The 18547-nt window shown below is 66.8% G+C and carries 17 protein-coding genes; 9 read left to right on the forward strand and 8 right to left on the reverse strand.

Going from position 1 to position 18547, the window contains the following annotated elements; translation table 11 throughout:
• Positions 1-69 precede the first annotated feature (69 nt).
• The 8 genes from LXT12_RS13240 to LXT12_RS13275 form a co-directional block, all read right to left on the reverse strand.
• Complete coding sequence (locus LXT12_RS13240) at positions 70-396, reverse strand: type II toxin-antitoxin system RelE/ParE family toxin (protein WP_233392661.1); 327 nt, start codon at positions 394-396, stop codon at positions 70-72.
• Positions 393-677, reverse strand: coding sequence for a YlcI/YnfO family protein (locus LXT12_RS13245; protein ID WP_233392662.1), 285 nt, complete (start codon positions 675-677; stop codon positions 393-395). Before LXT12_RS13245 ends, LXT12_RS13240 begins: the two co-directional genes overlap by 4 nt.
• A gap of 103 nt (positions 678-780) precedes the next feature.
• Positions 781-930, reverse strand: coding sequence for a hypothetical protein (locus LXT12_RS13250; RefSeq protein ID WP_233392988.1), 150 nt, complete (start codon positions 928-930; stop codon positions 781-783).
• Positions 931-1241: 311 nt separating this feature from the next.
• A complete protein-coding gene (locus tag LXT12_RS13255) occupies positions 1242-2111 on the reverse strand; it encodes a nucleotidyl transferase AbiEii/AbiGii toxin family protein (RefSeq protein ID WP_233392663.1) in 870 nt (289 codons plus the stop codon).
• Complete coding sequence (locus LXT12_RS13260; RefSeq protein WP_233392664.1) at positions 2098-3036, reverse strand: type IV toxin-antitoxin system AbiEi family antitoxin domain-containing protein; 939 nt, start codon at positions 3034-3036, stop codon at positions 2098-2100. Before LXT12_RS13260 ends, LXT12_RS13255 begins: the two co-directional genes overlap by 14 nt.
• A gap of 881 nt (positions 3037-3917) precedes the next feature.
• On the reverse strand, positions 3918-5630 hold the full coding sequence (locus LXT12_RS13265) for a COG3904 family protein (RefSeq protein WP_233392665.1): 1713 nt from the start codon (positions 5628-5630) through the stop codon (positions 3918-3920).
• Between the two features lie 59 nt (positions 5631-5689).
• Complete coding sequence (locus LXT12_RS13270) at positions 5690-7240, reverse strand: POT-type proton-dependent oligopeptide transporter (RefSeq protein ID WP_233392666.1); 1551 nt, start codon at positions 7238-7240, stop codon at positions 5690-5692.
• A gap of 86 nt (positions 7241-7326) precedes the next feature.
• Positions 7327-10239 carry an Rne/Rng family ribonuclease gene (locus LXT12_RS13275; RefSeq protein WP_233392667.1) on the reverse strand — a complete coding sequence of 971 codons (2913 nt, stop codon included), beginning with the start codon at positions 10237-10239 and terminating at the stop codon, positions 7327-7329.
• A 619-nt stretch (positions 10240-10858) separates the two neighbouring features.
• On the opposite strand from LXT12_RS13275, the gene LXT12_RS13280 reads away from it, so the two are divergent.
• The 9 genes from LXT12_RS13280 to LXT12_RS13320 all read left to right on the forward strand — a co-directional run bounded on the left by LXT12_RS13280 (position 10859) and on the right by LXT12_RS13320 (position 18543).
• A complete protein-coding gene (locus LXT12_RS13280) occupies positions 10859-11854 on the forward strand; it encodes an RluA family pseudouridine synthase (RefSeq protein ID WP_419964773.1) in 996 nt (331 codons plus the stop codon).
• Positions 11851-12510: an HAD family hydrolase gene (locus LXT12_RS13285; RefSeq protein WP_233392669.1), complete on the forward strand. Its 660-nt coding sequence runs from the start codon at positions 11851-11853 to the stop codon at positions 12508-12510. Before LXT12_RS13280 ends, LXT12_RS13285 begins: the two co-directional genes overlap by 4 nt.
• Positions 12503-12889: a Rieske (2Fe-2S) protein gene (locus LXT12_RS13290; protein WP_233392670.1), complete on the forward strand. Its 387-nt coding sequence runs from the start codon at positions 12503-12505 to the stop codon at positions 12887-12889. Before LXT12_RS13285 ends, LXT12_RS13290 begins: the two co-directional genes overlap by 8 nt.
• A gap of 1 nt (position 12890) precedes the next feature.
• Positions 12891-13883, forward strand: a complete 993-nt coding sequence (locus tag LXT12_RS13295) for a S49 family peptidase (RefSeq protein WP_419964774.1) — start codon at positions 12891-12893, stop codon at positions 13881-13883.
• A 178-nt stretch (positions 13884-14061) separates the two neighbouring features.
• Positions 14062-15429, forward strand: a complete 1368-nt coding sequence (locus LXT12_RS13300) for a M48 family metalloprotease (RefSeq protein WP_233392671.1) — start codon at positions 14062-14064, stop codon at positions 15427-15429.
• A 927-nt stretch (positions 15430-16356) separates the two neighbouring features.
• Complete coding sequence (locus LXT12_RS13305; RefSeq protein ID WP_233392672.1) at positions 16357-16590, forward strand: hypothetical protein; 234 nt, start codon at positions 16357-16359, stop codon at positions 16588-16590.
• Between the two features lie 17 nt (positions 16591-16607).
• Positions 16608-16946, forward strand: a complete 339-nt coding sequence (locus tag LXT12_RS13310) for a hypothetical protein (protein WP_233392673.1) — start codon at positions 16608-16610, stop codon at positions 16944-16946.
• Positions 16947-16956: 10 nt separating this feature from the next.
• A complete protein-coding gene (locus LXT12_RS13315) occupies positions 16957-17286 on the forward strand; it encodes a hypothetical protein (protein WP_233392674.1) in 330 nt (109 codons plus the stop codon).
• Between the two features lie 15 nt (positions 17287-17301).
• Positions 17302-18543, forward strand: coding sequence for a type IV secretion system DNA-binding domain-containing protein (locus LXT12_RS13320; RefSeq protein WP_233392675.1), 1242 nt, complete (start codon positions 17302-17304; stop codon positions 18541-18543).
• Positions 18544-18547: the final 4 nt, after the last annotated feature.

Genomic DNA, 18547 nt, shown 5'->3' on the forward strand with positions numbered 1-18547 from the left:
AGAAGGCGATAAGCGTGGCCGACAGGAGTCGTCGCGTCGCAGCGTCACCGCCTGGCCTGGCGCCCGATTTCAGTGGCGGTAGTCTTCTTCGCGCTGGTGTCGAACAGCACCCACGACCACGTCGTTGCCGACAACTTCGAACAGCACAACATAGCCCGCGCCGCCAAATGGCACGATCAATTCACGCGAGCGGCCATTCCCCAGTTCCGCCTTCCGGCACGTGAAAGGCGACCAGGACAGTAGACGCATCCCCTCGATGATCGCGTCGAGCGCGCACTGCGGCGTCGTCCAATCCGGCGTTTCACTCGCCAGTTCACGTTCGATGGCGAAGTCCTCCAGGCGCTGAAGGTCGGCAACTGCCTCTTCGAGCAGCGTGACGCTGTAGACGGGCTTCACCGGCCAGTGCGTTCAGCTGCTCGACGTTTCGCGTCGTCAAGGCGCCCCTGTAAGCCGGCCATGACCTCGTCGACCGTACGGCCGCCGCCTTCTTGCTTCCAACGCTCAATCGCCGCCTCGCCGCGGTTGACGAACTCGGCCTGCACGCGACGCCAAGCTGCGGCCGCAACGACTGCTTCCTCGATGAACTGGGTCAGCGACTCGCCGTCCCGCAAGACGGCTTCGACTTCGGCCCGAACCTCGGGCTTGACGCGGATGGGCGGAAAGGTGGCGGAGCGCATCGCTCAAATGTATAGCAAACGTGCTACGTCGACAATCCGCATCCAAGCTGCCGGTGCGCAACCCCTGTCGATTCGGGCGGCCAAGGCGCATGCTTACTGGCCCTCAACTCGACTTGCCCACTCGCGCGTAGCTCTGGCGCAGCGCGACGCCCGCCTTCTGGGCAGCGGCCACCAGTTGCTCGCTGGTGCGGTTGAGCAAGCGGCTGTCGGTCGGGTGCGCGAACGCCTTGGGTTGCACGGTGGTGTCCAGCACCGCCGTCTGCAGGCTGCTGTGTGGCTGATCACGCCGGCCTTGGGGGCGGCCTCGATGTCCGCCATGTCGGGGGAATGCTGTCCGCCATCGGAGCGGAACGGTATCCGCGGTCGCGTGGAATATGCCCTGAGCAAGTTGGGCGACGAGGCGGTGAACGTTAGCGCCCCATGCATGCGCCGCGGTGCTGAAAGCAGCACAAGCAACTATCGTGGGCAGTTGTAATACCAGAAGGCGCTTCATGCTGGCCAGTGCCGCGATGGTCTGCTGCACTCGTTCAAATACAGGCAGTGACTGAGTCTAGGAATTGCGCTTCAGTGCGTTGTCGACTGTTCTGGCCAAGGAAGACTTTCGTAGAAGGCCTGGACGCGAGCGTATGCATCGTCGAACTGGGGGGGCTTAGTCGCGATCAGCGTGACTACTTGCGGATAGTCTCGCTGCGACAGTTCCCGCAGCTGCTCGCTACGCAGTGCCATGGGATCCATCGGCACTTTGCGATCTTCAGAGGCTGACATCAATTTAGCCAATACGGAAGCCCGGTCTTCATCGTTGAATTCAATGCAATCCAACAAGAGACAGAGGTCGTAGATATCCTGAAATCGAGAGCGATTGCGAATTGGCTGCTGCAATACTGAGCGGATTTTCTCGGCAATTAGGTCGTGATAGGCATACATCGCGAGCAGGCCGCCATCAATCTCGCCAGTCTCAACGTCTGAGGCCCATTCGTTGAAGCTGTAGTCAATTTGAACTGCTTTGGCGGATTGGCCTGCGGCCAGTTTTTTGAGCTCGTTGGGTACGGCGCGATTTGCGTAACCAATCTTCATCTGCAGCGTGGCAAAAAGGCTATCTGCTCGCTTCGGATTCAGGACTTGAGATTGCAGCGCAATTGCCAAGCCGTAGTCGTTCTCAAGACTAACCTGCTCCAAGGCCTTCTGCATTTGATCGATGAAGCCTGGCACATCGACCTCTTGGAGCTTCCGCTGTGTCGAGAAGTCCACGTCCTTAGTGAACCGAGTACTTTGATACCGGATCGCTAACAAAATCCCACCCTTCATGACCATGATGGGTGCCAGCTTCTCAGACTGAGCAATGGCTCGAAGAATCAGATGGACAGCTTGTCGAAATTCGCGACGACCGGCATCGGCTTCCGCTTCGACCCAAGCGACCAAGTTAAGTTTGCTCATTTATGAGGATGGGTACGTTGAGGGAAAGCGCCCAACGTTCAGAGAAGTCTGCGCTGTAGTCTGCCGACGCATCCAGCTTACGCGAACCGCCACGCTGGGCGAAAGCTGTCCAAGCGTCGATTCTGACATCACGAATGTGGCATAGGGCTTCAAGAATCCAACCAGCCCGAACCTTCTCGATAGGTTTACCGTGTTGGTCCAACTCATCCAATATTAAGCGCAGTGAAGACTGCGCGTGTTCCCTAAACACATCTAGGACATGGTTAATGCCACCGCACAACTGGGGCTCGCGTAGCATGTCAAGGAAGGTGCGTCCGCGAGTCGCGACGCGTATGTGCTGATCTTTCAGATGGCGAAAGGCGCCTAGGTGAATACTGGTGACTTGATGTACAGGCTTCCCAAGTAGCTTCTCCGGTCTTGATCGCTGCAGCTGCGGTAGCCGCGCATTTATATAGTCGTCAAATTCTGCGCCCAAATCTTTTTGCATTTGCTCATCGGCGAACTCTTTCCACGGGCCGTGAGCAGGCGATGAGATATATAACTGCTCAGGCATTCGATCCGTAAGACCGTGGAATTCCATAGCGCTGAGATGGGAGATGTAGCAGAAGGGATCTGCCGCACATGCAAGTACCTTCGCATCAGTTACGGCAGCCCCAATCAGCAGGTAGACCGGTGGGCCTGTGATGCCCGAAATGGGGCGGAGGATGCCATTCCGCAGCATCAACTGGTGGTAGCGGTTGAAGGCAGCCCAGTCGAGGTGCGCCTTATGCGCACGAAGCGGTACGCCGTTTAGCTCGGTGCGTTTGCAAAGCCGCCAAGTCGCTACTGCAAGTTCGTAGTATGAAACGGTAGGTAGGCCACGCTCACCCAGAACTTGCGCCAAAGCAGCGGGGATGGTGATGCGCTTGTGTTCTTCTGTGCTCATGGCGGGACCTGCTGTGGAGCCTGAGAAGTTGGAAGGCGGCCTACGCTTCGTCCTTAGGACGAAGCGTAGGCCGCCGTATAACCATCTGTCAAGCTTTGATTGACCATAGCCTAGATGAGGCAAACGACATGCCTAATCCGCGAAGCAAAAAATCGCGCGCGTTGGGATACCCTACGTCCTAAGGACGTAGGGTATCCCATAAAAGACAACGAGTCAAACGTTGCCCGCACAACTGCTGCCGTCATGGCGAAAAGTCTTCCAAAATGTTGGTCATCTTGCTAGAATGCGTCCTAAGGACGCATTCTAGCAAGTCCATTGACTACTCTTGATTGCACACCTTCCGGCGGTTCAGCGTGAGCTGGCGCAGATCGCTAGGCGCGGCCTGCTAGCTGGCCAAGTGCTTGAGGAGGCGGAATTTGCCACTCGACCAGATGGTTTGTCATGTCCTCACGCCGAAGATGTGTTGCTTGCGGCAAGTTGTTCAATGTTCGACCACAGATCCCGGATCAGAGCTATTGCGCAGAACCCGCCTGCCAGCGGGAGCGCAAGCGCCTTTGGCAGCAGGAGCGCCGTGTTGCCGACCCGGACTACAAGGACAACCAGTCCCGCGCTCAAACGGCTTGGTTGCAGCGGCACCCTGACTATTGGCGGGAGTACCGCGCAAGCCATCCGCCTCGGGGGCCTCGCTGTGCAGTCCCCATCGTTCGTTCATGAGGCCCAGCTGCGTCTGGGTCGCAATGCGATGGCCATCTACCAAGAGCTGGTCGATGAGCACGGGTTCGCGAGGCGGTACAACTCCGTCAAGCGCTTCGTCGGTCGACTGAAGGCCGGGCTCGAACCACAGCGACCAGGCGACGTTCGATGCCTGCCCAATAGCAGGCCTAGTTGGCCCGGGCTTGGAACAGCAGCCGCTCGGCCAGCTCCCGGCGCGCCGGCGGTTGGGCGGGCAGCCGGTCCAGCAGGGCGATGACGGGATCGCAGCCTGCACCGGCGGCGCCCGGCGCCGCATCCGGCGCATCGGCCCACAGCCGCGCCAGCATGCCCAGCGCCGAAGGCCCGACGGAGCGGTCCAGCACCTCCACTTCGATGGCGGTGGGAGGTCGCGGCAGCCAGCGTGGTGGCGCGCCGGTGGCGGCGTCAATCAACCACTCGCTCTCGCGCGCCTGCAAGGCCACGGGCAATTGCTGGCGGGCGTTCAGCCGGCCGTCCAGCAGGTCGCGGCAGGTGGGCCGCGCGCTGGCGTGCGCGGGCGAGCGCAGCGCCTTGAGCTGCTCGGCGACGAGCTGGACATAACGCCGGCGCAGCACGGCGTCGGTGCCGTTGATGAGCTCGGGCATCTGCCGGGCCAGCGGCGCCAGGGCGGCGGTCTGCACCTCCTCCTCGGCGGCGCCGGCCTTGTGCGCCTCCCACATGCGCTGGGCCACTGCGGCGATGGTGCCGCCTTTGCGCTGCTCCAGCGCGCTCCAGACAGGATGGATGCGCAAGGCGTCGTCGAAGTCGGCGACGGCGGCGCCCGGGGCCGGCAGCGGGATGGCCAGGGTCTGGGGCAGCGGCGCGATGAGGGCGTGCGACAGCAGCTCCTCGCGTGGCGCAAACCACATGCTGCGCGACGGCGTGCGCAGCGTCGTGTCGATCATGCTGTCGGGCAGCCCGAGGTCGCGGTAAGTGACGGCGAGCTGTTGGTTGGCCAACTCCTCGAAGACGGGGTTGTAGGTGCCGGTCGAGGCGCGGTGGAAGCCCAGGCGAGCGCCGGGCGTCAGCTGGCGCGGATGGCCGCCCAGGAAGACAAGGGTGCAGGCGCTGGCGCAGGTGCCGACGGCGCGGCTCTCGTAGCCGCGCTGCTTGAGCGCGGCGGCCATCTTCTCGGCCTCGTGCACGCGTCCGCCGGGCGAGGTCAGCTCCACCCGCTTGAGGCCGCGGGCCGCCTCGCCGGCCAGCACGGCCTGCAGCCGGGCGGCGTCGCCCATGCCGATGACGCCGTCCAGGCGCAGGCTGCGGCCGTCCGGCGAGAGGCTCAGCGTGGCGTGGCCCAGCGGGTCGATGCCGCGGGCCATCTGCCAGTATTCGCCGAGGTTCGGCAGGAAGCCGAACAGCACCGAGGCCACCAGCTGCAGGGCGCCGAGCGCCAGGGTGATGCGGGCCAGCCAGCCCCACAGGGCCGAGCCGCCCTCGCGCAAATAGTGCGCTGCCGACCGCCAGGCGCCGACCAGGCACCAGACGTCCAGCGACATCAGCAGCGGCAGGCCCAGCAGCAGCACGATGGCGCTGACTTGCAGGGAGTCGCCCTTGACGCTGATCCAGCTCATCAGCCCGGTCAGGCCGAAGGCCAAAGGCGTCGCGACGACGATGTTGTTGACCCAGTAGCTGCGCACCAGGCTCATTTCGCCATGCCAGTGCCGCGCGAAATAACCACGCCCGGTGTCCGGGGAGGCGCGCGGGCGAGGCTTGGCACGGGCCGCGGGGCGGACGCGTGTCGAGGCTTGCTGCCAGGCGGCCGGCTCCGGCTCGGGCGGCGGCGGGCGCGGCGCGTCATGGTCGACCAGCGTGGGGTCGACGTAAGGACGAGGGGCGGGGGCGGGACGGTCGTCGGTCATGGCCGCGCCAGCTTACCGAGGAACCGGCCCGAACGAAGGTTGGTATTCACCGCCGGGCGTCAACCTCGGTAGTTGTCCTGCATCGGGTAGCGCCGTGCGACCAGGCCGAAGGCCGCCGCGGCCACCAGGGCGAAGCCGGCGAAGAAGAACATCAGGCAGGCCGTCTCGCTGTAGCCGGTGGCGTGGATGGCCTGCAGGGCCGACGGGCTCTTGATGCTGACGTTGGACAGCAGCACCCAGAGGTTGCCGATGGTCACCGAGAGGTTCCAGAAGCTGGTGATGGTGCCCTTCATCGCCAGTGGCGCCTGGCTGTAGGCGAACTCCAGCCCGGTGGCCGACACCAGCACCTCGCCGAGGGTGAGGGCCGCGTAGGGCAGCATCTGCCAGACGATGCTGACCGCCTGGCCGGCGTCCAGCCAGAGCTGCAGCATGCCGGCGAAGATCCAGGCCACCCCGGCCAGGGCGATGCCGCAGCCCATGCGGCGCAGGGCCGTCACCTTCACGCCTGCGCGGCCGAGCAGGGGGTAGAGCACGACGTTGTTGAAGGGGATGAGGATCATCACCAGCGCCGGGTTCAGCGCCTGCATCATGGAGGACTGGAACCAGGCGGGCTTGGCCATCTGGTCGGCCTGCAGGACCCAGGTCGAGGCCTTCTGGTCGAAGAGAGACCAGAAGGGCGTGACCAGGGCGAACAGCACCAGCAGGCGCAGCACGGCGCGCACGCCATCGACGGCCTCGTCGGGGTGGGTGCCGCGGGCGCGGTCGAGCTGCAGGGCCGCGCCAGCGCCGCCGAAGCCCATGACCAGCACCAGCGCCAGGCAGACGGCCGGGACGAGGCCGAGCCCGTCGATGCGGCTCAGGCTGTAGAGCGCGCCGACGGCGCCCAGCGCCGCCACGGCGGCCCCGGCGCCGCCGGCCTTCAGCGCCGTCCACACCACCTTCAGGAAGCTGTGCGGGTTGGCACCGCGCGCCGGTTGGTGCACGTACTTCTGGCGCCCCGCCCACAGCACCAGCGTGGCCACCAGCATCAGCAGCCCCGGCACGCCGAAGGCCACGCGTGGGCCGAAGGCCTTCAGCAGGATGGGCATGAAGAGGGAGGCGAAGAAGGACCCGAAATTGATGATCCAGTAGAAGGCGTCGTAGACCTTCTGCGCGAGCGAGCGGTTGCTCTTGTCGAACTGGTCGCCGACGAAGGCGCTCACCAGCGGCTTGATGCCGCCCGAGCCCAGCGAGATCAGGAACAGGCCCGTGTAGAAGCCGGGGATGCTGTCGTCGAAGAGGGCCAGGCAGGCGTGGCCGGCACAGTAGACGATGCTGAACCAGAAGATGGTCGGGTACTTGCCGAAGAAGCGGTCGGCCAGCCAGCCGCCCAGCAGCGGGAAGAAGTAGACGCCGATCACGAAGGTGTGGAAGACCTCCTTGGCCTCGGCCTTGCGTAGGTCCTCCGGCACGGCCAGCAGCAGGCTGGTCATCAGGAAGACCGTCAGGATGTTGCGCATGCCGTAAAAGCTGAAGCGCTCGCATCCTTCGTTGCCGATGATGTAGGGGATCTGCGGCGGCATCCTGGCCGCCGGCGCAGCGGACTGCGCGGTCGCGGTGGTCGTGGTCATTCGTCAGCCTCGGTGAAGCTCAAAGGAAAACGCCGCTCGGCTTGTGGCCGGCGGCGTTCGGGGGAGGGCGGTTCAGCCGTGCGGGATCATGCCTCGAAAGGCAGCTTCACCTGGCTCAAGTCCTTGCGGGTTTCCACGAGCACCAGCGGGCCCTCGTCGATGACGACGACAGGCGCCGGCTCGCGGCCCAGCGGGGCGGGTGCCGGCTCGGCCGCGATGGCAGCCTGGGCGGCGGCGATCTTGTCGGCGTCGGAATTGACCCAGGCCAGGCCCGCCGCGGCGGCGATGGCATTGAGCTCGTCCATCGGCAGCGTGAAGGGCGGCACGACCGGCTTGGCCGCGGGCGCGGCCACCGGCGCGGCGACGGCTGCCGGGGCGGCCGTCGGGGACAGGCTCATGGCCTCTTCGATCAGCGAGCCCTGCACGGGCTGGCTGGCAGCGGCTTCGGCCGGGGCTTCGGCGCCCAGGTCCTGGCCGTCGACGGCGGCCTCCTCGCGGCGGCCTCGGCCGCCACGGCGGCGGCGGCGCGGTTCGCGGTCATGGCCTTCGCCGACGTCGTCGCTTTCCACCGGTGCGGCGTCCGCACCTTCGGTCGTCGCAGCCTCGGCGGCGAGTTCGGTCGTCTCGGTGGCTTCGCTGCCGGTGGCCTCGGCGCCCTGGGCGTCGCGGTCACGGCCGCCGCGGCGGCGACGGCGGCGACCGCCCTGGCGCTCTTCCGAAGCGGCAGTGTCGCCGGCGGTGCCGGCCGGCAGGGCGGCATCGGCCTCGCTGTCGACGAAGGCCGGCGGCGCATCATGGACGGCGGCCTGGGCCTCGGTCAACGGGGCGGCCAGGGCCTGGGCCTCGACGGCCTCGGCCTGCGGCGCGCGTTCCTGGCGCTCGCCACGCGGACGGCGTTCGCCGCGTTCGCCTCGCTCACCGCGTTCACCACGCTCACCTCGTTCGGCGCGCTCACCACGCTCCGCGCGGTCACCGCGTTCGGGGCGCTCGGCGCGTTCCGGGCGCTGCTGCTGTTCCGGCTTGTCGGCGCCTTCGCCGCGGGCCTTGTTGCGCTCGCCACGTTCGCCACGGCCTTCCTGCGGCTTGCCGTCACGGCGGCCACCCTGGCCGCGCTGTTCGTTGCGCTCGCCACGGTCACCGCGCTCGCCGCGTCGGCCGCCGTCGCGACGGCCGTCACGGCCGCCTTCGCGCTTGGGCTTGTCGGTCGCGGCCGGCGCAGGTGCGGGGGCTTCGACGGCCGGCACGGGAGCCGGGGCCGGCTCGCCGCCGAAGAAGCTCATCAGGCGGCTGAAGAAGCCCTTCTTCGCCTCGGGTGCGGGCGGGGGCGGCGCGACGATGGGCGCCGGCGGGGGCGGCGCCACGACCGGAGCGGGCGCTGGCAGCGGGGCGGGCTGCTCGGGCAGGATGCCCTTGATGACCGGCTCCTGCTTGTTCTTCTTCTCGTCGGCATCGCGACGACGGGTGATGCCGACTTCGTCGTCCGGCTCCTCGATCATCGTGTAGCTGGCCTGCAGGTTCTCCAGGCGCGGGTCGTCGTGGCGCAGGCGCTCGAGCTTGTAGTTGGGCGTCTCGAGGTGCTTGTTGGGCACGAGCAGCACGGTGACGCGCTGCTTGAGCTCGATCTTGGTGATCTCGGTGCGCTTCTCGTTGAGCAGGAACGAGGTGACCTCCACCGGCACCTGCACGTGCACGGCGGCGGTGTTGTCCTTCATGGCCTCTTCCTGGACCATGCGCAGGATCTGCAGGGCGCTGCTCTCGGTGTCGCGGATGTGGCCGGTGCCGTTGCAGCGCGGGCAGGTGATGTGGTTGCCTTCGGAGAGGGCCGGGCGCAGGCGCTGGCGGCTCATCTCCAGCAGGCCGAACTTGCTGATGGAGGCGAACTGCACGCGGGCGCGGTCCTGGCGCAGGGCGTCGCGCAGGCGCTGCTCGACGTCGCGGCGGTTCTTGCTCTCCTCCATGTCGATGAAGTCGACGACGATCAGGCCGCCCAGGTCGCGCAGCCGCATCTGGCGGGCGATCTCGTCGGCCGCCTCGAGGTTGGTGCGGGTGGCCGTCTCCTCGATGTCGCCGCCGCGGGTGGCGCGGGCGGAGTTGACGTCCACCGACACCAGGGCCTCGGTGTGGTCGATGACGATGGCGCCGCCCGAGGGCAGGTTGACCGTGCGGCTGAAGGCCGTCTCGATCTGGTGCTCGATCTGGAAGCGGCTGAACAGCGGCGCGTCGTCACGGTAGCGCTTCACGCGATGCGCCTGGTCGGGCATCACGTGGTTCATGAACTGGTGGGCCTGATCGAACAGGTCGTCCGTGTCGATCAGGATTTCGCCGATGTCGGACGTGAAGTAGTCGCGGATGGCGCGGATGACGAGGCTGCTTTCCTGGTAGATCAGGAAGGCGCCCTTGCCGCCCTTGGAGGCGTCGTCGATGGCGCTCCACAGCTTGAGCATGTAGTTCAGGTCCCACTGCAGCTCGGCGGCGGAACGGCCGATGCCGGCGGTGCGGGCGATCAGGCTCATGCCCTTGGGGTATTCGAGCTGGTCGAGGTTTTCCTTCAGCTCCTCGCGGTCCTCGCCCTCGATGCGGCGGCTCACGCCACCGCCGCGCGGGTTGTTGGGCATCAGCACGAGGTAGCGGCCGGCCAGCGAGACGAAGGTGGTCAGGGCCGCGCCCTTGTTGCCGCGCTCTTCCTTCTCGACCTGGACCAGCAGTTCCTGGCCTTCCTTGATGGCGTCCTTGATGGTGGCGTTCTTGACGTCCACCCCTTCGCGGAAGAACTGGCGCGAGATTTCCTTGAAGGGCAGGAAGCCGTGGCGGTCCTCGCCGTAGTCCACGAAGCAGGCTTCGAGCGAGGGCTCGACCCGCGTCACGACGGCCTTGTAGATGTTGCCCTTGCGCTGCTCGCGGCCTTCGATCTCGGTCTCGAAGTCGAGCAGCTTCTGTCCATCGACGATCGCGAGGCGCCGCTCTTCCGGCTGCGTCGCATTGATCAGCATGCGTTTCATGTCATCACTCCTTCGCGCGTCCCGTGCGGGAACGCGCCACGTCATGCCGCCCGAAGGCGGCGTTCAAGACGCACGAGCGACGAAGGAGGAACCGTGGAAGGAGTGCCCTGGACCGCTCGAGTTTCTGACGGAGGTCAGACGCCGAGCGGCGTTGGCGCATGCGACCGTGCCGTCATGGCGCGGGGAAGCCCCGTCTCGACCCAGCCGCGCGTAAACGACGCGAGCGCGCCGGGCCGCACGACCACCTCAGCTTCTGGCTGGGGTCGCTGCGGCGGGCGCATCGGGTGGGGGAGGGAAGGGCTCATCCGCGAAGGACTGCTGGACGCTGGCTCGAGTGCTTGCGGGCCGGGACTGAAACCAGACCGCGCGCCCTCGCGCCGTGAAAACCTTGTTCTGCAACCGGATCTCTTCGGGCTGCTGGGCACTTGAAGAGGGCCGGTGGGTTCCGGGTGTCATCGCTCTGCCGCACCGAACCGCCAACCGCTGTTTCACTTGGGGAAACCGCCTGCCGGCCGCTGGGATGCGTTGCATCGCCTGTTGTGCCCGTGGGATGTCAGCCCCGGGCGCCGCGCCGCCGCCGCTAAAATCAAGAGAATCAAACACTTACGGCAGCAACGTGGTGAAAAGGATTATAGGGGCAGGCATGGCGGCCCCTGCCACGGGGTCAGCCACCGCCGTGAGTACGGATAAACCCGCGGTTCGGCGCGTCCTTGTCGACGAGGGATCGGCGGGCCAGCGCCTGGACAACTTCCTGCTCCGCGAACTCAAGGGTGTACCCAAGACCCACGTCTACCGGCTCATCCGCTCGGGCGAGGTACGGCTCAACAAGGGCCGCGCCCAGGCCGACAGCCGCGTCGAGCTGGGCGACGAAGTGCGCATCCCGCCGGTGCGCGTGCCCGAGAAAGCCGAGGCGCCGGCCGCCCCGGCGCGTGAATTCCCCGTCGTCTTCGAGGACGAGCACCTGCTCGTCATCGACAAGCCGGCGGGCGTGGCGGTGCATGGCGGCTCCGGCGTGAGCTACGGCGTGATCGAGGCCCTGCGCCGCTCGCGGCCCGACGCCAAGTTTCTGGAGCTGGTGCACCGGCTCGACAAGGAAACCTCGGGCCTGCTGATGATTGCCAAGAAGCGCAGCGCGCTGACGGACCTGCAGGACCAGCTCCGCGACCGCGAGACCGGCAAGACCTATGCCGCCCTCGTCTGGGGCGAGTGGCCGGAGAAACTCAAGGTCATCGACGTGCCCCTGGTGAAGTTCACCGGAAGCGACGGCGAGCGCTGGGTGCGTCCCGGCAAGGCCGAAGAGCCGGAGGCCAAGCGCTCGATCAGCCTCGTCAAGGTCGTGCAGCGCACGCCGCGGTTTTCGCTGCTCGACGTCACGATCAAGACCGGCCGAACCCACCAGATCCGCGTGCACCTGCAGCAGGCCGGCCATGCCATCGTCGGCGACCCCAAGTACGGCGACTTCGAGCGCAACCGCGAACTCGCCCGCGGGCCGCTGAAGTTCGACCGCATGTTCCTTCACGCCCGACGGCTGCGCTTCACCCACCCGGCCACCGGGGCCGAGCTCACCCTGGAGGCACCGCTGCCGCCCGAGTGTGCGAAGCTGATGACTCCATGAGACCGCAACGTTTTGACCTGATCGCCTTCGACTGGGACGGCACCCTGTTCGATTCCACCGCCCTGATCGCCCGCTGCATCCAGCGCGCCGCCGTCGACATCGGGCTGCCCGAGCCCGAGTTCGAGCGGGCCAAGTACGTGATCGGCCTGGGCCTGCGGGACGCGCTGGAGCACGTGGTTCCCGGCCTGGCCCCCGAGCGCTACGGCGAACTCGGGCTGCGCTACCGCCACCACTACCTGGCCTCGGAACACGAGGTGGCGCTGTTCGAGGGCAGCCTGGAGATGCTGCACGCCTTGAAGGGCCGGCACCACTGGCTGGCCGTCGCCACGGGCAAGAACCGCGCGGGCCTGGACCGCGTACTCGCCCATGCCGAGCTGACGAAGATGTTCGACGCCACCCGCACCGCCGACGAGACGCGTTCCAAGCCCCACCCGCAGATGCTGCTGGAGCTGATGCGCGAGTTCGGCGTCGAGCCGGAGCGCACGCTGATGATCGGCGACACCACGCACGATCTGCTGCTGGCGAGAAACGCCGGCGTGGCCAGCGTCGGCGTCAGCTTCGGCGCGCACGACCATGAGACCTTCGCCGAGCACGAGCCCCTCTTCGTCGCCCACTCCACGCGCGAGCTGCACGACTGGCTGATCCGGCATGCCTGAGACCGATGTTGCCCCGCCTCAGCGCCTATGCGCATCGGCCGAGCTGGCGGAGCGCGGCAAGGCCGTCGCCTTCGACGTGCTGCAGTGGCGCCAGCCGGCCCGCGCCTTCGCGCTGCGCTTCGACGGCCAGGCCGTCGCCTACCTCAACCGTTGCGCGCACGTGCCCGCCGAGATGGACTGGCAGGAAGGCGAGTTCCTGGACGGCGACAAGCGCTTCATCATGTGCAGCATCCACGGCGCCGTCTACGAGCCGCTGACGGGCCGCTGCGTCATGGGCCCCTGCAACCGCGGGCGGCTGACCAAGATCGAACTGACCGAGCGTGACGGCGAGGTCTACTGGCATCCCACACGCGATACCCAACCGGCGTTTCCGGACTGATATGAGCACCCCCAACGACGACCTGCCCCCACCCATGGCCGAGCCTGTTGGCGTGCCGCCACCCCGCGTGTCGCCAGAGCACGAGCCCGTGCTCGCCGAACTGGCCCGCGACTTCCTGCGCGAGCGCCGGGCCGAGCGGCGCTGGCGCAACCTCTTCCGGCTGTTCTGGCTGACGCTCGCGGCCCTGCTCGTCTACAGCCTCTGGATGCAGGGGCGCCACGTCACCCCGTCGGCCACGCCGCACACCGCCCTCATCGAAGTGCGCGGCGAGATCGCCGCCGACACCGAGGCCAGCGCCGAGCTGCTGCTGGCGGCGCTCAAGGACGCCTTCAACGACGATGCCGCACAGGCCATCGTGCTGCGCATCAATTCGCCCGGCGGCAGCCCGGTGCAGGCCGGCATCGTCTACGACGAGATCAAGCGGCTCAAGAAGCTGCATGACAAGCCGGTCTACGCCGTCGTCGAGGAAGTCTGCGCCTCGGGCGCCTACTACATCGCTGCGGCGGCCGACGAGATCTTCGTCGACAAGGCCTCGGTCGTCGGCTCCATCGGCGTGCTGATGGACGGCTTCGGCTTCACCGGGCTGATGGACAAACTCGGCATCGAGCGTCGGCTGCTGACGGCCGGCGAGAACAAGGGCATGCTCGACCCCTTCAGCCCGCTACCGCCCAAGCAGCGCGCCTACGCTCAGGCCATGCTCGACCAGATCCACCAGCAGTTCATCGCCGTCGTGCGCGAGGGCCGCGGCAAGCGCCTGAAAGAAACGCCCGACACCTTCTCCGGCCTCTTCTGGAACGGCGAGCAGGCCGTGCAGCTCGGCCTGGCGGACCGCTACGGCAATCTCGATTTCGTCGCCCGCGAGGTCGTCAAGGCCGAGGACATCATCGACTACACGCCCAAGGACAATGTGGCCGAGCGCCTGGCCAAGCGCTTCGGCGCCTCCATCGGCGCCGGCGCGGTGAGGGCGCTCAAGGAGATGGCGCCCATCCGTTGATCCGGATGTTCGACGAAGGGAGCCCAATCCTCTCCAAATGTGTAACAAGCTCCGCCCTCCCTAAACCGCAGCCGGATTGCCCGGATAACTCCCACTGACAAGGCGCATGGGGCGGGCGTGACTCGCTGCCAGGGCCTCTGGCGATCGGGTTTCGCCATCAAGATCAGGGAGAGAGTCGATGGTTGCAGTCGTGACGGGCGGTGGGCTGGGTCTGAATCTGGGTTCAGCGTCGGTTTTGGGGGGAGCGGGGATCGCAGGAGCTGCCAGCTTCGGCCGCCAGAGCGACCGCATCTACGTCAACGCGGCCAGCGGCAACCTTGTCGTGCAGGTGCGCGACGAACTGCTGGTCGGACGCGGAGGCGACGCGGCGGGGTTGCGCACCTACAACAGCCTCGGAAGCTTCATCGACGACAACGGCGACAACTGGTTGCCCGGGCTCGTGCGTAAGGTCTGGTTGAGCAGCGGCACCGCCAACGCGGCTGGCTCCGTCGCCATGCGACGCGATGAAGACGGCAGCGAAGCCGTCTTCAATTGGGACGGAGCCAGCGGCCGCTACGTCAGCACCAACGGTGCCGGCGCCTACGACAGCCTCAGCTTTGATGCCGGCAGCGGCAACTGGACATTCGTCGACGGCACGAGCCGCACCGTGGAGGTCTACGCCAACAGCACAGGGCGGCTGCTCAGCGCCACCGACGCCGACGGCAACAGCTTCCTGCATGTGGGTCAAGGTTTCGTCAAGAACAGCTACGACCAAGCCGTGGCGGGCATGATGAACCGGCAGAACAGTTGGAGCGAGCGCGCGGTGCATACCGTGCTTGCTACGGCGACGCTGCCGCTGGCCGCAGCCGAAGAGCTGGTGCGCGGGGCGCTCAACATCCCCAGTGCCGCGGCTGAGGCCATTCCCCTGGCTGCTCAGGCGGGGACGAATGCCGCCAGAGCGATGGACAGCCGGTTGTCAACGTCTGATCGAGTTGAGGCAGGGCTTGCGGCTGTTCGGGATGGCGCGTTTGCGTTTACTGGGCTGGGTGGTGCGGTCACAGCCCTGCGGCCTAGCTTGGAAATTGGCATGCCGCCGGTTGGACCGAGCGCAGAACGCATGACGGGCGGTCTACGCAACCCGGCAAACCTCCGTCTGGATGAGCGGCAGATGCAGCGGCTCTCCCAGGAGTTCGTTGAAGTTGGAGGAGACCCCGCCATGCTTCGATTTAATCGAGGCAGTCAGACATCGTTTGTGGACGAATTGAACATCGTGAACGTCCGCGGTGATGTGTTGCCCATTGAGGATGCGCTGCACCCCCGCTCATCAATGAGTTCGAGGGCCGTATTGGCTCATGAGCTAGGGCACGCTGCCCATCGAGGAACTGGCGTTGAAGTGGGCGCGTGGAATGATGAGTTCCGAGCGAGCTACTGGGCGGCCCGGAATGCTCCGGGGCTGTCGGAAATGGAGCGCGTTGATTTGCTGAATGATGCAGTTCTGCGCGCTCGCGAGGCTGGGGTGCCGATCAAAATGAACAAATTCATGCGGGAGACGCTATATGGCTACTGACGCGCCAAGGCAAATCACAGAGGACGAGTTCTTCTTGGTTGAGGATGCCTACGTCGAGTTCCGCGATCATGGCAAGACTGAAAAGTCATGCCCTTGGTGCGGTGGAGAGTTGAAATTTATTGACCGGGTCTCGGCGCACTCCATCGAGTGCTCGCGGTGTGATCTCAAAGTAACGGTTAGAGGAATCTAGCCCTTCCAAGGACCACGCTCGTGGTCAGCCACCTCTGCAAATACTTCCCCCAATGCCTGCTTCCACAGCGTGACCGGCCTTCGAACCGTTCACCGCTGTGGCACACTGGCTCGGCAAAGACAACGAGCTGCCGTCAAGCAGCAACCTGACCACCGTGGCCCTCGGGCCGTGGTGACTCAGCCCCAACGCTGAGCCCTTCGAGGCAAAGCTCGCCGCGCTAGTCGCGGCCTCTCAAAACGCCCTTCGGGGCTGCCGCCAGGCCCAGCCCTGGCGTTCAACAAGTCCCCCGCCGGGGGCGACTGGGTGTGCATAGCCGCACTCGGTGACCGACAGGAGAGGTGCGTCCGCTTAGGACCGCTGACCCTGCCGGCCACAGGTCGCCCACGGCGCCGGACCTCCACAGCGAACCACCGCCCGGCGCTTCGGCAGCCGCGGCACGAGTTCGCTCCCAACGGCCGATCCCCTCGGCCTTCGATTGCCCGGGCCGCTGGCCTGCGCACTCTCAAAACGCGTGCCCCTGCGCGTGCTGCCCCAGCACGCGCATGCGCGCCCCATCGCCCTTGCGCCGTGGTCGGCCGAGCGTCAGCTCGCGCCGCGCCAGGCCTCGCCGCGCGACTCCCACCCAAGACCACCACCGGTCGCTCAAGCGACCGGGAGCGCCATGCCGCTCAAGCGTTCCGGCATCGATCCGCCTGCGGATCGACACCGGCCGACAGACCCATTGCACCGACTGACCCATGACCCACACCGATCCGATCCACCACCCGCTGCGCATCCGCCAGCGGCTTCGCCCTGCGCGTCTTCGAAAAGCTGGCCCGCTCATCGGCGGCCCAAAACAGGTACCCACACCTGACGCAATCGCCGATTGCGCGGCCTGCCGGCCGCAAACCCAGCACTGGCGCGGCTTCGCGCTGACCACGGCCCTGATCGCGGCGGACCACCGCACGACCACAAGCGCTGCAACCCATTGACCGACAAGGACAAAGCTATGACCGACAAATTCCTCAAGACCCGCGTCCCCGAGGCGCTGTACTCCACCCTCCTGGCCGAGGCCGGCACCGCCGGCAAGCGCCTCAACACGCACGTGCGCGAGCTGCTCCAACAGCACGCACAAGCCGTCAGCACCGCCGAGGCCCTGGCCCGCATCGAAGCCTCGATCAGCGCCCGCCAGGCCGCGCCGCAGCCCGGCGCGCTGGACCACGACAGCGCGCGCCAGCTCGCTGAAGTTCGCCTGCTGCTGCGCGAGCTGTGCATGCAGAGCAATGCCCAGATCGTCAGCCGCGTGGCCCACCAGCTCGCCGCGCAGGTCCCGCAAAACCGCAGCTAAGGAGAAGCCCATGAGCAACTACTACGACCCCTGGGCGCACGCCATTCACCTCTTCTTCAGCCGCCTTGTTCAGTTCCTGCTGCTGTCCCTGCTGCTCGGCCTGGCCGTCTGGTGCGGCCTGCTGCACTGGGTCTTCGAGGCCGACTGGCGCGCGGTGGCCACGTCCACCTGGGCCATGACGAGCATCACCGACCCGCGCTGGCGCGTGATCCTGGGCCAGTCGCTGGCCATTGGCGTGCTGCTGAGCGGCTGGCTCTTCACCTGGCTGCTGGGCCGCTCGCGGCTGCGCCGGGGTGAGCGCCACCATCGTGGCGCGCGCGTCATCGACGCCCAGGACTGACAGGAGCCGGCGATGATGAACCTCATCAAACACCTCGCCGGCGCCGCGCCGGCGACCACGCGCGCGCCACTCGTGGTCGGGGGCGTGCCCCTGGCCTGGGAGCAAGAGCCCCTGCACCTGCTGCTGGCGGGCAGCACGGGCACGGGCAAGACCACGGCCGTGGCCGAGCTGCTGGACGGCATCACCGCGCGCGACGACCGTGCCGTGATCGTGGATCCCAACGGCGCGTACCTGGCGCAGTTCGGCGAGCCCGGCGACGTGGTGCTGAACATCTTCGACAAGCGCAGCCCCGGCTGGAGCCCGTTCAACGAAGTTCGCAAGCCCTACGACTTCGACAAGATCGCGCGCAGCATCGTCCCCGATGGCCACGGGCCTGACGCGGCCTGGCACTTCTACAGCCAGGTGCTGATCGCCGAGGTCATGCGCGCGCTGCTTCGCGACGGCCGCGGCGACACCGCTGCGCTGCTGGAGGCCCTGACCATCTGGCCGGCGGAGAAGCTGCACCAGCTCGTGGCCGGCACCGCCGCGGCGGGCCTCTTCGACAAGGAGGCGGCACGTGCGTTGGCGTCCACACGCTTCGTGCTCTCCAGCCACCTGAAGCCCTACGACAGCTTGCAGCCGGGCGCGTTCAGCGTGCGCCAGTGGGTCGAGTCCGACGGCAACGCGGCCAAGCGCCTCTTCATCACCTGGCGCGAGGACATGACCGCCTCGCTGGCCCCGCTGATCGCGGCCTGGGTGGACATCGTCTGCACGGCCACGCTGAGCCTGGCGCCGGACCCGCAGCGGCGGTTGTGGCTGCTGCTCGACGAGCTGCCGAGCATCGGCAAGATCGGCAGCCTTGAGGCCGCCCTCACCAAGGGCCGCAAGCACGGGCTCTGTTGCGTTGCCGGCGTGCAGAGCACCGCCCAACTGGAGCGCCTGTACGGTCGAGAAAGCGCCATCGTGCTGCGCAGCTGCTTCCGCAACCTGGCCGTCTTCGGCCTGGCCAAGGCCGACCCCGACACCTGCGAAACCTTCAGCCGGGCGCTGGGCGAGCGCGAGGTGGACCGTGCCCAGCAAAGCCGCAGCCGGGGCGCCAGCGGATCGAGCCAGAGCGTGGCCATCCAGCGCGTGCGCGAGCGCCTCGTGCTGCCGGCGGAGCTGGCCGAGCTGCCCGACCTCACGGCCTTCCTGTGTCTGGCCGGCGCGCAGCCCGCGCGGCGCATCGCACTGACCCCGAGGGCGCGGCCGGCACGCCTGGCCGCCATCGTCGAGTGACACC

This window comes from Pelomonas caseinilytica (assembly GCF_021353235.1).
Taxonomy (GTDB): Bacteria; Pseudomonadota; Gammaproteobacteria; order Burkholderiales; family Burkholderiaceae_C; genus Pelomonas; species Pelomonas caseinilytica.